The organism is Pseudomonas sp. FG86, from assembly GCF_057808775.1.
On record NZ_JBMDIS010000013.1, the window covers coordinates 1 to 14099 of the forward strand.

General features: G+C 63.1%; 13 protein-coding genes. 3 read left to right on the forward strand and 10 right to left on the reverse strand.

The window, feature by feature from the left end; genetic code table 11:
• The first annotated feature begins 266 nt into the window (after positions 1 to 266).
• Positions 267 to 2201 carry a tyrosine-type recombinase/integrase gene (locus ACODSV_RS11230; RefSeq protein WP_197676677.1) on the forward strand — a complete coding sequence of 645 codons (1935 nt, stop codon included), beginning with the start codon at positions 267 to 269 and terminating at the stop codon, positions 2199 to 2201.
• 62 nt (positions 2202 to 2263) lie between these two features.
• Here the strand turns inward: ACODSV_RS11230 and ACODSV_RS11235 are convergent, their stop codons facing one another.
• A complete protein-coding gene (locus ACODSV_RS11235) occupies positions 2264 to 2857 on the reverse strand; it encodes a cysteine hydrolase family protein (RefSeq protein WP_034137588.1) in 594 nt (197 codons plus the stop codon).
• Between the two features lie 146 nt (positions 2858 to 3003).
• Between ACODSV_RS11235 and ACODSV_RS11240 the strand changes: the two genes are divergently transcribed.
• On the forward strand, positions 3004 to 3993 hold the full coding sequence (locus ACODSV_RS11240) for a GlxA family transcriptional regulator (RefSeq protein ID WP_034137589.1): 990 nt from the start codon (positions 3004 to 3006) through the stop codon (positions 3991 to 3993).
• Positions 3994 to 4017: 24 nt separating this feature from the next.
• On the opposite strand, the gene ACODSV_RS11245 is transcribed toward ACODSV_RS11240, so the two are convergent.
• The gene (locus ACODSV_RS11245) at positions 4018 to 4656 is read right to left on the reverse strand and encodes a substrate-binding domain-containing protein (protein WP_034137590.1); all 639 of its coding nucleotides are present in this window, start codon (positions 4654 to 4656) and stop codon (positions 4018 to 4020) included.
• A gap of 104 nt (positions 4657 to 4760) precedes the next feature.
• Between ACODSV_RS11245 and ACODSV_RS11250 the strand changes: the two genes are divergently transcribed.
• Complete coding sequence (locus ACODSV_RS11250) at positions 4761 to 5069, forward strand: helix-turn-helix domain-containing protein (RefSeq protein WP_462687296.1); 309 nt, start codon at positions 4761 to 4763, stop codon at positions 5067 to 5069.
• A 25-nt stretch (positions 5070 to 5094) separates the two neighbouring features.
• On the opposite strand, the gene ACODSV_RS11255 is transcribed toward ACODSV_RS11250, so the two are convergent.
• From ACODSV_RS11255 to ACODSV_RS11290, 8 genes are all read right to left on the reverse strand, one after another.
• Entirely contained in the window at positions 5095 to 5985 is an 891-nt protein-coding gene (locus tag ACODSV_RS11255; RefSeq protein ID WP_034137592.1) for a LysR family transcriptional regulator, read from the reverse strand.
• A gap of 90 nt (positions 5986 to 6075) precedes the next feature.
• The gene (copD, locus tag ACODSV_RS11260; protein WP_438826939.1) at positions 6076 to 6987 is read right to left on the reverse strand and encodes a copper homeostasis membrane protein CopD; all 912 of its coding nucleotides are present in this window, start codon (positions 6985 to 6987) and stop codon (positions 6076 to 6078) included.
• Between the two features lie 19 nt (positions 6988 to 7006).
• A complete protein-coding gene (gene copC, locus ACODSV_RS11265; RefSeq protein WP_008063308.1) occupies positions 7007 to 7393 on the reverse strand; it encodes a copper homeostasis periplasmic binding protein CopC in 387 nt (128 codons plus the stop codon).
• A 140-nt stretch (positions 7394 to 7533) separates the two neighbouring features.
• Positions 7534 to 9972 (reverse strand): heavy metal translocating P-type ATPase, encoded by a 2439-nt coding sequence (locus ACODSV_RS11270; protein ID WP_209166811.1) that lies wholly within the window; start codon positions 9970 to 9972, stop codon positions 7534 to 7536.
• Between the two features lie 155 nt (positions 9973 to 10127).
• On the reverse strand, positions 10128 to 10400 hold the full coding sequence (locus tag ACODSV_RS11275) for a DUF2933 domain-containing protein (protein WP_006226242.1): 273 nt from the start codon (positions 10398 to 10400) through the stop codon (positions 10128 to 10130).
• A 33-nt stretch (positions 10401 to 10433) separates the two neighbouring features.
• A complete protein-coding gene (locus ACODSV_RS11280) occupies positions 10434 to 10919 on the reverse strand; it encodes a DUF411 domain-containing protein (RefSeq protein WP_034137595.1) in 486 nt (161 codons plus the stop codon).
• Between the two features lie 37 nt (positions 10920 to 10956).
• Entirely contained in the window at positions 10957 to 11940 is a 984-nt protein-coding gene (locus tag ACODSV_RS11285) for a copper resistance protein B (protein ID WP_173668942.1), read from the reverse strand.
• Between the two features lie 25 nt (positions 11941 to 11965).
• A complete protein-coding gene (locus ACODSV_RS11290) occupies positions 11966 to 13858 on the reverse strand; it encodes a copper resistance system multicopper oxidase (RefSeq protein ID WP_098089175.1) in 1893 nt (630 codons plus the stop codon).
• Positions 13859 to 14099: the final 241 nt, after the last annotated feature.

Sequence of the window (14099 nt, forward strand, 5' to 3'; positions counted from 1 at the left end):
GGTCGGGGTCGCGAGTTCGAGTCTCGTTTCCCGCTCCAATTTATGATCTACAGACTTCCACTGGCGTCTGTAAGTCGTTGAAAAGAGGAGCTTCGGCTCCTTTTTTCATTCCAGCAAAAGCCACGGAAATCCACCGACAGCCAGCGTTTTTGAGGCCAAAAACAAGGCCAAAGAATGCGGGTGGTGCCGGTTCCGGGTTGTTGCTGGGGTTGGATCGGGATGACCAGCAGCATTGAGCCTAAGTCTCACGACTTAGGAGTTTGATGATGGCACTCTCTGATCTGACCGTGCGGCAAGCCAAGGCCGCCAAGAAAACCTACAGCATCCCCGACACCGATGGCCTCGGCCTGGTGGTCGCCCCGACCGGCGGCAAGTCGTGGCACCTGCGCTACTACTGGCTCGGCAAGCAAAAACGCATCTCCTTGGGCAACTACCCCGAGATCGGCCTGCGCGAAGCCCGTACCCTGCGCGACGAAGCTCGGGCACTTCTGGCCCAAGGCATCAACCCTCACACCGATCGCAAGCAGAAGCGACACGCGGTCAAGCTGGCTTCGGACTACACGTTCAAGGCCGTCTTCGATGCCTGGGTCGAGCACCGCGCCAAGGAACTCAAGGAAGGCAGGAACAGCACGCTGTCGCAGATCAAGCGGATCTTCGGCAAAGACGTGCTGCCCAGCCTCAAGCAGATGTCGATCTACGACATTCGCAGGCCGCAGCTCCTCGGCGTCCTGGCGAGGATTGAAAAGCGCGAAGCCTTCACCACCGCCGAAAAGGTCCGTACCTGGCTGGGGCAGTTGTTCCGCTACGCGCTGGTTATCGTCGAGGGAATGGAGGCCAATCCGGCCACAGACCTGGACGTGGTGGCCGAGCCCAAGCCCGCGGTGACCCATAACCCCTACCTGCATCTGCCTGAGCTTCCCGAGTTCCTCCAAAAGCTCAGGCTCTACAACCCGCGCGGCTGGCAAACCCAGCTCGGTATCCGCCTGCTGTTCTTGACCGGCGTGCGCACCGGCGAACTGCGGCTGGCGACCCCGGATCAGTTCGACCTCGACCGCGGCCTGTGGATCATTCCTCCGCAGATCGTCAAGCAGCTTCAGGACGAAATGCGTAAGGCCGGCAAGCGCCCGCAGGACGTACCACCCTACATCGTGCCGCTGTCCCTTCAGGCCATCGAGATCGTGCGCTACCTGCTAGGGGTGATGCGGCCCGCCCAGTGCCACCTGCTGACGCACCGCAGCGAACTCAAGAAGCGCATCAGCGAGAACACCCTCAACGCCGCCTTGAAACGGATAGGCTACGAGGACCAACTGACCGGCCACGGTATTCGCGGAACCATCTCGACGGCGCTAAACGAGATCGGCTACCCGAAGATTTGGGTGGACGCCCAGCTTTCGCACTCCGATCCGAACAAGGTGAGTTCGGCCTACAACCACGCCAAGTACGTGGAGCCGCGCCGCCGAATGATGCAGGACTGGGCCGACCGTCTCGACCTGCTCGAACAGGGCCAAGTCGAAGCGGCCAGCGCACACCTCACTATCCACATCGGAGGCGTGCCGGCGATGGCGGAGGAGGACAAGTCTGACGCCATCGTTGCAGCTTCCTCTACGACACCCGTTCCGCCGGTGGTGGCTACCCCCATCGTCGTGACGCCGAACGACGGGGGCATCACCTTCCAACGGTTGTCGCAGGTGCCGCCACCTCCGACGCACGCGCCGGAGCCCGAAGTGTCCGCCATCCAGCGCGAGCGCGAGGAAATGCTGGCCATCTACGAGTCGCCGAGCAGCCTGCCGGTGCCCCTGTTCGGCAAGCTGGCCGGAAAGTCCAAGGACCAGATCAACCGCGAATTGAAGGCCGGCAAGCTGCTCTCCATCAGTCTGGGTAACCGGGGGCAGCGTGTCCCCGACTGGCAACTGGTGCCGCTCAAGCACAAGCTGGCCCAGGTGCTCATGAACCAACGTCCGCAGGCAGATTCGTGGGAGCTGTATCGCATGCTGACCCAGCCACACCCGGACCTGGGGGATCGCGCCGCCATCGACATCGTGACCCCGGGCAATCTGGGCATGGTCGTCCGCGTTATCGCAGGGGCCCGCCAGCAGACAGGTGTGCCGGAGGCTGGCCTGCCGCCGAGGCCCATCCCCGAGGAGGTGCAGCAGAGCGTTCGTCGGCTGGTGGACAGCGCTGCGGTGTTTGAGACGGTGTAATCCGAGGTTCGACGGTGCGGCGGCCAGCGGCATGCTCCCTGTCGCTGGCCGCTGCATTCGCCTTACTGCAACGACGCGCCCGAGCGCACCACGATCGCATAGAGGTCGGCAATTGTTGCCAGCGCGGCCTCGTGCAGCGTTTCGGCTGTCACATCCACTGCGTCCGTGCGGATCGGCCGCGTCGCGCAAGCATCGGCCACGACGGTCGGCTCATTGCCGCGCAGGAATGCACCCTCGGCGGTGAAGGTGACGCACATGTGGGTCATGAACCCGATGACGATGACCTGCTTGTTTCCGGCCGCATCCAGGCGTTCGCCCAAGTCGGTGTTGACGAAGGCATTGGGCGCCGTCTTAACGACAACGGGCTCATCCGCCAACGGTGCGACGGCGGGATGGATCTGCCCGATCTCGGTGGCGAGGTCGTAGGGTGAGCCCTTGCCGCCATCGTGGACGACGTGAATGATCTTGGCACCGGCTGCGCGCGCCCGGACGAGCAGGTCGGACGCTGTTGCCAGTGCTGCCAGCCAGCCGGCCAGTTCCATGACGCCGCGCGTGTAGGTGTTCTGGTAGTCCACCAGAATCAGGGTGGAATGAGCCAGCGTAGCGGGCTTGGCGTCCAGTCCGTTGAGCTGGCGCAGAGTGGTCGAGGGATTCATGACTGTGCTTCCTTGAAATGTGAATTGACCATTCCGGGCCATTGGAATGACCGTCTTCACATACTAGGAACGCCACGGAATGTCCGCAATGTCGTCTAACATGCAAATTCCGACATTGCCCTCCGCTATTTCCAAGGGAACCCCGCATGGCCACCATCAAGCGCCTCATCGTCATCGTGTTGTTCGAGCACGTCGATCTGCTGGACGTAACCGGCCCGGCGGAGGTGTTCTCGCTGCTTCAGCGCGAGATGGACGAGCCCACGGGCTACCAGGTGGTGCTGGCGGCCGAGACGCTCGCGCCGGTCACCACCTCGGCTGGCGTGCGCGTGTTGCCCGATGCGACGTTCGACGACTTAACCCGCCGCAGGATCGACACCCTCGTGGTCCCCGGCGCGGTCGAGGTCGATGCACAGCGCCGCGTGCGCGCCGTCGTGGCGCCATCGATCGCCGCGCGGGTGAAGGCCCTCGCGATCCACACCCTCCGCATTGCGTCCGTCTGCGTGGGTGCGCACGTGCTGGCCGCGGCCGGCCTGCTTGACGGCAGGCGAGCCACCACCCATTGGTCCACCGCGCAGCAGCTCGCCGAGGAGCACCCGGCGGTCAAGGTGGACGCCGACCCGATCTTCATCCGCGACCGCAACGTCTGGACCGGCGCCGGGCTGACAGCGTGCCTGGACCTGGCGCTCGCCTTGGTCGCCGACGACTTCGGCGAGCGGCTGGCGCTGCGCGTGGCGCGCCAGCTCGTCATGTTCCTCAAACGCCCCAGTGGACAAAGCCAGTTCAGCGCCTCGCTGGAGCCGACCTCGACAACTCGGCGCATGGATGCGCTACGCCACTACGTCATGCGCCACATCGGCGAGCCCGTCACCATCGCGCAACTAGCCGAGCAGGCGCACGTCAGCGACCGGCAACTGACCCGCATCTTCAAGACGGAACTGAACATGACACCGGCCGCTTACATCGAATCGGTGCGCGTGGAGATGGCACGCAACCGGCTGGAAACCACGGACGACCCGCTGGAGCGCATCGCCGCGGCCTGCGGCTTCAACACTACCGATACGCTCAATCGTGCGTTCCGCAGGAAGCTGGATACCACACCGGCCGAATACCGCAGCCGGTTCAGGACGGTGTGCTGATGGGATTTGCCTCGCCCGCCCTTGTCATGCGCCACTTCGGGCAACCTGCATCGCTCTGCGCTCGAACCGCTCGTAAACAGCATTGGATCGTCCGTTGGGCCGCTGCAGGTATGTCACGACCTCATAGGGCCCCTCGGCCAGCGGCCGCGCGGTGATCCCCCACGCATCAGCGCGCTCGATGCGCGATTGCGCAGTGAGCCCGACACCATAGCCAGCGCCGACCCATAGCGCCAACATCTCGAAAGAGGTCACGTGCTGGATGCTCTGCTGGCTCAACGGCGGGAGGGATGAAAGCCGCTGATCCAGCAGTGAGCAGCTTTCTGCTGGCCAGCGAAACACGGGGTAGTCCAGAAGCTCGGCGATCGTGAGCTTCGTCTGGGCAAGCAAGGGGGACCGCAATGGCATGGCAACAGCGATATTCTCGATCCACAGCGGTTGGCTTTTCAGGGATGAAGCACTCACGTTCCGAAGCGACATCCCGGCGTCGTAGCGGCCATCATCAAGGCCCGTCACCAGGTCGTCACTTGATGTCTCAAAAAACGCGATGGTGATGTTCGGCTCTTCCGCGCGCTGCAGGGCGAGCAACGTGGAGAAGCATGAGGACGGCACGCCAGGTGCTATGGCGAGCTTGAGATGAGAAGACTGGCTGGTGGCATCATGCATGAGAGCCCCCAAAAAGGGTTCTGGCCAAGAAGGCGAACCTGCGTCGTAGTCAAGAGTGAAGTTTAACGCCGTTATCTTTAACGTGGTTAATTTTGGCGGATTGTTTGACGCTTCTGCTAATGCAGAAATCAACCATTCAGCCAGGCCGTCCTTCTGGCACAACAACGTATGAATCCGCGGCGGCAACAGCTTTCGGACAGGCCGTGCGCGCTGCGCGCGTTGCACAAGGAATCGCGCAAGACGAGTTCGCATCTCGGGCAAGCATTTCGCGCTCGCACATGGGCAAGATCGAGCGTGGTGAGCACGTGCCCACGCTTCCCCTCATACTGAAAATTGCTACGGCGCTCGGGATAGGTGCGGCTGAGCTGATGGCGGCGACCGAACGCAATCTGCGTGCCGAAACCGATCCTTGAGAGGATATCCGCCAGCGAGGCTTTGTCAGCCGCCCGCGGAGTCACGTAGGCGAACGATAAACCGCTCCAGCGAAGCCGACATATTGCTGTTGTCCGGCCGAAGGAGGTAGGTGGTGATGACGGCGGAATCCATTGCCAAGGGACGGATGACTACATCCGGCCGCTGAGAAACCGGAATCTTGGTCGCCGTCATGAAGCCGACGCCGTAGCCGGCACCAACCAAGGTGAGCATCATGTCCAGCGAGGACACTTCTTCCACGACGTTCAGCTTGTGCTCCACCACCTGCAGAAGGCGCCCAAGTTCGCGGCAATAGCCCTCGCATGCGTGTGGGTCGCACAAGACAAGCGGATGCCCGCCGAGTTCGTGAAGTGGAACCTCTTTGTGGGCGAGCAGTGCATGTCGGGCCGGCACAGCAATCACCAGCGGGTCTTGCCAGAGCGGTTCGGCAACGATGCCCTCACCGACATCGGCCGTGTGCGCGAACCCGATTGTGAAGTCGCCCGATCGCAGGCCGCGCAACTGCTCGGCCAAAGGAAGTTCGCAGAGGCGGATTTCGATCTCCGGTTCCTCTGCACGGCAACGGGCGAGAAACGCCGCTAGTCGAGGATCGATCGCTCCGTCAGATACCGCGATGCGAATGCTTCCTCGCAAGCCCGCCCCGACGGCCTTGGCATTCTCCCGTGCCTGTTCCAGCACGGTGAACAGCCTGCGAACGTCTTGCAAGAATGTGGCACCTGCGGCCGTCAGTTCTGTTCCTCGGCGGTTCCGGTCGAAAAGGACCACCCCAAGCTCGTCTTCAAGCTCTTTGATGGCCCGAGATAGCGGGGGTTGCTCGATATGCAAGCGCTCGGCGGCCCGCGTGAAATGCAGTTCCTCAGCGAGGACTACGAAGCAACGAAGATGTCGCAGTTCCATAGGCCGCCTCCTGGCTCAAGTCGTCCAAAACCATTTCATCTCCTCTTATCGAGAAGCGTGGCTGCGACCCCATCTGACGCCCATGAAGGACTAGGTCCTAGTGGGAGACAAGATGCCGAGCCACGCAACGCTCGCCAGAACCAAGACGGCCAAGGTCGCCTCCGTGAACAGACTCTGCCGAAGCTTGATGACTGCCTGCGCGCGATTGCCTGCCTTCAAAGCTGCCTCCAGGCTCGGACTCAACCGATACCGATTGGCAGCAGCCAACGCCAGCATGCCTGCGAAAAGCAAGAGCTTTACCATCAGCAGCCGGCCATACAGCGTCGAGATGAGCGGATCAAACGATGGTCCGGCGATCAACAGGTAATTGAGAATTCCACTCACGACGAGTGCGGCCACGATCGCTGTACCTATGCGAGCAAAGCCATTCGACGTCCGACTGAGGACCGCTACCGGGTCTTGCGCGACATCCCGCTTGTGGGATGCCAGCATCAAGAACGCCACCAATGCGCCCACCCAAGCGCCCGCTGCCCAGAGGTGCGTGATATCCGACGCAAGATGGATGTAGCCGCGAACGCCGTCGTCCATCGCACCGTGGCCTGCCCACGCAAGGGTCGCCAGCGCCACGCCGGTGGAGAGCGCCATCACTGCAAATCGCAAGGTAGCGTTCAATTTCAACATTGCGACGAGCACACACACCAACAGCGCCAGGATGCGAATGCACCAGGCGATGCCCATATGCGTGCCCGTAATGAGCATGTCGAAAACGTGCGTTGACAACTCCGCGTAGCTTTGGGCGCCGGACATGGCCTTGGCCATGACCGTCATGCCCCACATCGACAGGGCAATGCCGATGGCAGCGGATGCGCCAATGAGTACGCGATAGCGGCGCGAGATCGTCGAGGATCGCTCGTCGTTGCCCAAAGCATAGAGACCGAACATGGCGACGCCAAACGCCGCCGCCAGATCAAGATAAAGCGCCAGGCGCAGGACGATGGTCAACCAATCCCCGGCCATGGGCTTACTTCACCTTGAAGGTGACGTTACCCGTGATCGGATGCGTGTCCGAGGAGACGGCACGCCATTCGACGCGATAGTCGCCCGGCTGGAGCGCTTGTGCCGGTGTGATGACCATGGTCTTGCCGTCGCCGGCACCCGCGACGCTGGCGTTGATCTTCATCGGGCCATGGCTCGCCATTCCCGGCATGCCCGTCATGACAAGGCTCGCGGCGGAGAACTGCGGCACCAGCGTTTCGGAGAACTTCAGCTCGATGGTGGCTGGCGCGGAAACCTGCGACTTGTCGGCCGGCGTTGAAGACACCAGCGAAGGATGCGCGAATGCGGCGGTGGCGAACAGGCCAGCAGCGATCGGCGCGACGAGCTTGGCGATGAAATGTGAACGGGTCATAGAGATTCCTACCTTGATGTGTGAGGGTGGTTTAAGAACGAAATGCCGAGATAAGGCTTGCACCTTCGTAACGGCGTGGAACGAAAAATGCGGTTCGCTGGGCGATAGCAGGCTCCTGTAGGTTCAGAAAGAAGATCCGGTCACAGTCGGCTCGCTCTCAGGCGCAAGGCGTTGCCAACGACCGACGCCGAACTCAGGCTCATCGCCAATGCTGCGATCAGCGGCGACAGCAGCCAGCCCGTGAGGGGATAGAGAACCCCGGCGGCGATGGGGATGCCCAGCGCGTTGTAGAGGAAGGCGAACATGAGGTTCTGCTTCATGTTGCCCACGGTACTCACCGAGAGCGTGCGAGCGACAGCGATGCCACGCAGGTCGCCCTTGACCAGCGTGACTTGGGCGCTGTTCATCGCCACGTCGGTTCCGGTTCCCATGGCAATACCCACGTCTGCCTTCGCCAAGGCCGGCGCGTCGTTGATGCCGTCTCCGGCCATGGCGACGATGCGGCCTTCTTTCTGCAGCCGCTCGATCAACATGAGCTTGTCCGCCGGCTTGACCTCACCATGCACCTCGTCGATGCCTAGGCGCGCACCGACGGATTTGGCGGTGGTCTGCCCGTCCCCGGTGGCCATGATGACCCGCAGGCCCGCAGCCTTCAACGCGGCCAGGGCCTCGGGGGTGCTGCCCTTGACCGGATCGGATACGGCGAGCAAGCCCGCGAGCTGCCCGTCCACAGCCAAGTACATGACGCTGGCCCCTTCGCCGCGCAGAGCTTCGGCCTGGGGTACGAGCGGTTCCACCGACACGCCAGACTGTTCCATCAGCACTGTGTTGCCCAACGCCAGTTGCCGGTGCTCAACCTTCCCGCGCACGCCGATGCCGGTTCCCGATTCAAAGGTCTGAGGCTTCACGAGTTGGAGGCCCTGGGCACGCGCGGCCTGCACGATGGCGTCGGCCAGGGGGTGTTCACTACCCTGGTCCAGGCTGGCCGCAAGACGCAGCACCTCATCGTTCGTAAAGCCGGGTGCTGCGACGACCTGATCGAAAGCAGGTCGGCCCTCGGTCAGGGTTCCTGTCTTGTCGATGACGAGGGTATCGACCTTGCGAAGATTCTCGATCGCCGCGGCATCGCGGAAAAGCACCCCCTGTGTGGCGCCACGGCCCGTTGCGACCATGATCGACATCGGCGTGGCCAGACCCAGCGCGCACGGGCAGGCGATGATCAGGACGGCCACCGCATTAATCAGTCCATAGACCCAGGTGGGCTGCGGCCCGAAGAATCCCCATACAACGAGCGTCGTGACCGCAATGGCGACGACGGCCATCACGAAGTAGCCGGCCACGACATCGGCCATGCGTTGCATCGGCGCCTTGGAACGCTGCGCCTGGGCGACCATCTGGACGATTTGCGACAGAACGGTGTCCGAGCCGATCCGCTCCGAACGCATGACCAGCGCGCCGCTGGTGTTGAGTGTGGCCCCGATGACCTTGTCGCCCGCGCGCTTGCTGACGGGCAGCGGTTCGCCGGTCAGCATGGATTCGTCAATCGAGCTGCTGCCCTCGTGCACGATGCCATCCACCGGCACCTTCTCGCCGGGTCGGATGCGCAGCAGGTCGCCGACGTGCACATGGCTGAGCGGCACGTCTTCCTCGCTGCCGTCCGCATTGATGCGCCGTGCGGTCTTGGGCGCCAGCCCCAGCAGCGACTTGATGGCCGCCGAAGTCTGGGAGCGGGCTTTGAGTTCCAGCACCTGGCCGAGCAGTGTCAGCGAGATGATGACGGCGGCGGCCTCGAAATACACGCCGACCCGTCCCATGGACATGAAGGAAGCTGGAAACACTTCCGGCGCAACGGTTGCCACAACGCTGTAGATGAATGCCGCACCCGTTCCCAGGCCGATCAGTGTCCACATGTTCGGGCTGCGGTTGACCACGGACAGCCAGCCGCGGGAGAAGAAGGGCCAGCCGGCCCACAGCACGATCGGCAACGACAGCACCAACTCGACCCAGCTCTGTGTAGCCATGTCCATCAGGTGCAGCCGCTCGCCCAGCATCGCCAGCGCCAGGACCACGAGCGTCAGCGGCAAGGTCCACCAGAAGCGACGCGAGAAGTCACGCAACTCCGGGTTGTCGTCATCGAGGTCGGGCAGCAGAGGCTCAAGCGTCATCCCGCACTTGGGGCAGGTTCCCGGATGATCCTGGCGGATCTCCGGGTGCATCGGGCAGGTGTAGATGGTTCCGGGCGCGGTTGGCGATGCCGCCGGGGCCGGTGAAACTGCGGTGCTGGCATGGTGATGCGGTGCATGGCCGCTGCCTGTGCCTATGCCCGCGTCACCGCTGGCATATCGCGCCGGATCGGCGTCGAATTTGGCCTTGCATCCGGTGCTGCAAAACAAGTACGTGTTCCCCAAGTGCGTGGAGCGGTGCTCCGACGCCGCCGTGACCGCCATGCCACACACCGGATCTCGCGTCGCGGCATCGGGCTGCGTGTGGCTTGAGGACCCGCCCGCGTCGTCACTTCCAGCATGGCTGGCGTGATGGTGGTGGGTATGCGGGCCGGACGTTGTGGCACCCGCCGCCATGCCTGCGTGCTCATGTCCTGAAGACTTGCTGGGTGAATTCATAGTGACAAGTGCCCTCCGCCGTTAACTGTTGGTGTCTGGTGATCGCAGCAGGCCGCAGGCGCGCAAGGAGACAAGCGCGGCGTCGCGTGCTCGCACGGTGCGAGTGCCTCGACTCATTGCTTCTGCTCCTTGGAGGCTGCGGCACCTTCCTCACCCTGACGCGCGGCATGATCGTGTCCTCCGTGGCCGTGACCACGGTGCATGAACAGGTGCATCAGCGGACAAGCCGCCAGCAGCAGGAAGGGGAGATAGCCGGCAACATGTGCCGTGTGCTCCTTGAGCAGGAAATACGCGGCGACAGCGGCGATGATGAGGAACGCCACGCCGTAGCGCGATCGCCAGAACCGGGGACGATCGCTGGGGGTCTGTGTGTGCTGATGCTGCATGGCATATCTCCACGGAAAAGAGTTGATGGATGGTCAGAGATGCGACTGATAGACCGTGCTACTACCGTTTTTCCCGATCAGCAGCACGTCGTAGGCGTCCTTGCGTCCAACATAGGCCGGACCATCCATGCCGGGCGAACCGACCGGCATGCCTGGCGCCGCGAGGCCGATGGCCTGCGGGGCTTCGCGCAGCAAGCGTTGAATGTCCGAGGCAGGCACATGACCCTCGATGGCATAGCCGCCGATCTGCGCCGTGTGGCACGAACCGTACTTCTGCGGGATGCCCAGCCGCGTGCGCGCTGCCGTGTTCCCGGTGTCAAGAACCTGCACATCGAAGCCTGCGCCTTGCAGGTGTGAGACCCAGTCCTTGCAGCAACCGCATCTCGGGTCCTTCCACACCTTGGCGATCGGTCGGCTCTGCGCCAGGCTCGGTCCTGCGAGTGCCATCACCAACAAGCCAGCGATCAATGCTTGGCGTCTCGGCACTTTGCCCTGGCTTCTGTCGTAGTGCATGTTCATAGATTGCCTCTCATCAGATGATCAAACCCACAAGGTTCTAGAACCAGAATCGCACGCCAGCCACCCAGCGCGTCTGCTGCGCGCGGCCACCTTCGGCACGCACATAGTCCGCTGTGCGTCCGAAGCTGCCCGCCCGTTCCACGCCGATGTAGGGAGCGAACTGGCGACTGAATTCATAGCGCAGGCGCAAGCCAGCAGACGCTTCGGCCAAGCCCTTGCCGATACCGCGTTCCGGGTCGTCCTTGCCATAGAACTGCAATTCGGCACGAGGCTCCAGAATCAGTCGCTGGGTCAGCAGCAGCTCGTAGCTGCCTTCGACACGCAGCGCCGTACGTCCGCCACTTCCCACGTAGCCCGTCGCCTCCAGCTCGAACCAGTAGGGGGCGAGGCCCTGGATGCCGAAAGCCAACCATTGACGGCTCGGGCCTTCTCCGTTATCCACCCGAACGCCGAGCTGGGTGTCCCAGTACGGTGCGACGGCGTGCCCCCAGAGAAGCTCGGTACGCGATTCTTCGAGCTTTCCTTTGGCGATATCGCCTTCGGCCTTCACGACGGCCTTGTTGTAGGTCGTCCCATACCAAGCCTGGAGGTCGTAGGCCGTGGAATCGTCCCCTTTGCGCGTGAAGCGGCGTTCCAGGGTTTCGCCGCGCAACGAGAAGAACCTGTGTTCGTCGGCCAGCATCAGCCGCGGCACACCGGGTACGGCGTAGTCGCCCGATCCCAATGTCAGGCCATTGGAGTAGCCATGCGGATCGCGGGCGTCAGGAGGCGCCGACCCGCCCTGCATCTGCATGTTGCCGTGATCCATGGCCGGGGCCGCAGCCGTGTCGCTCGCCGGCGCCGTGTGACCCGCGTGCGGGTCGGCGGCGGCAGGAGGTGCGGACCGAGTGGATGGCACGGCTGTCTGGGTGTCGGCCTGGCCGTGCGCTGCATGGTCGTTCTGTGCTTGTGCCTGGGCGGCGACGCTTACCAGCGCCAGGAGCGTCGTGGCCAGTGCGCGAGTGGGGAGTGCTTTGGACATTCTTGGTCTTCCTTGTGCGCTGGGTTCAAGACACCACGACTTCGCGGAACATGCCGGCATCCATGTGGAACATCAGGTGGCAGTGCCAAGCCCAGCGGCCGAGCGCGTCGGCTGTCACAAGGAAGCTGATGCGTTGTGCCGGTTGTACCGGCAGGGTGTGGCGGCGCGCAAGGAAGCGACCGTCGGGGCTTTCCAGCTCGCTCCACATGCCGTGCAGGTGCATGGGATGGGTCATCATCGTGTCGTTGTGCAAAATGACCCGCAGCCGCTCGCCGTGTTTGAAGTGCACCGGCGTGGACTTTCCGAACTCCAGCCCGTCCAGGGACCATGCGTAGCGTTCCATGTTGCCCGTAAGGTGCAATTCGACCTCCCGGCCAGGGCCTCTCTTGTCCAGCGGCCCCGACGGGGTATGCAGATCCGCGAGGGTCAACACGCGCCGACCGTTGTTGCGCAGTCCAATGCCGGGGTCATCGAGGTTGGTGCGCGCCATGTCAACGCGCATGTCCGTGCTGGCGCCATACTCGGTGCGAGCGTGGCGAGCAGTAGTGCTGGGCACGGCCAGTCCCCCCGCAGCCGCGGCGTGTTGGCTGTGATCCATCGCCATGCCACCGTGGTTCATGGCGCCGTGGTTCATGCCAGCCATCGCCCCATGATCCATCCCGGACATCGAACCCGAGCCCATCCCAGTCATCCCCGTCATGCCCGTCATCCCGGTCATCTCCATGGCCTGGCCGGACCCGCCATGGTCCATGCCCCCCATCATGCCGCCCATCATGTCGTTCATGGTCAGCCATTCGACCGGATCGAGGGCAGGCACGGGAGCTTGAAGACCTTCACGCACGGCCAGCGTGGCCCGCGCGTAGCCTGTCCGGTCCATCGCCTGAGCGAAGATCGTGTAAGCGTCATCCCGTGGCTGGACGATCACGTCGACGGTTTCGCCCGGACCGAATCGGAACTCATCGACGGTCACCGGCTCCACGTCAACACCATCGACGTGCACCACCGTGAGTTTCAGTCCGGGAATGCGTACGTCGTAGAAGGTGTTGCCCGCACCGTTGACCATGCGCAGCCGCACGCGCTCACCCGGTCGGAACAGCGCCGTCCAATTCCCGGCGGGGGTGACGCCGTTTGCCAGATAGGTCAGCGTGGCGGCAGACAGATCGGCGAGATCCGTCGGGTTCATCCGCATCTCGTTCCACATCTTGCGCTTGTCGATCGCAGCGGCCATGCCGTCGCGCGAGGCGTCCCGGAAGAAGTCGAAGACGGTAGGTTGGTTGTAGTTGTAGTAGTCGCTTTGGGACTTGAGCTTGGTGAACACCCGCATCGGGTCTTCGTCGGTCCAATCCGAGAACAGCAGCACGTGGTCACGGTCGGCGCGGATGGTCTCGGCGCCAGCGGGGTCGATGATGATCGCCCCGTACATGCCCGTGAGTTCCTGGAAGCCGGAGTGCGAGTGGTACCAGTAGGAGCCGCTTTGCTGAACCTTGAAGCGGTACGTGAAGGTCTCGCCGGGAGCGATGCCATTGAAGCTGATGCCCGGCACTCCATCCATCTGATACGGCAGGATGATCCCGTGCCAGTGGATGGATGTGGATTCACGCAGCTTGTTGGTCACGCGGATGGTGACGGTGTCGCCCTCGCGCCAACGCAATGTCGGTGCCGGCAGCGAGCCGTTGATGGTCGTAGCCACGCCTGGCTTGCCCGTGAAGTTCACGGGCGATTCGGCGATCACCAAGTCGAACTCGGTGCCCTTCAGCACCGGAGCGGCACCGCGCGTAGCGGAGCCCTGCTGGGCGAATGCCCTGAGCGCTGGCGTGGACAGGCCGGCCAGGACGCCGCCAGCGGCCAGCCCCTGAACAAAACGCCGGCGAGACAGGCCCAGGGGGTGGGCGATATGAAAGGGCGAACGAGGCGGCATGGCCTGAAATCCTCCAAAGATGACTTGAAAGTCGTTCTCAGTGCCCCCGTCCTGGGCGGCACAGTTCGACGCAATGCAGGTTATGCTATGGGTTGGGCACTTTCCAGCGAATGACCCTTGAATTACATTTATGTAATGGTCGCGTCATGTTCGTGGAAGGTGGCGGCCGGTAAATTGCTGACCAGAATCAAATGGATGAATCATCGTGAGCGGACAAATTCCTTACGCCGCAGCGATTCAT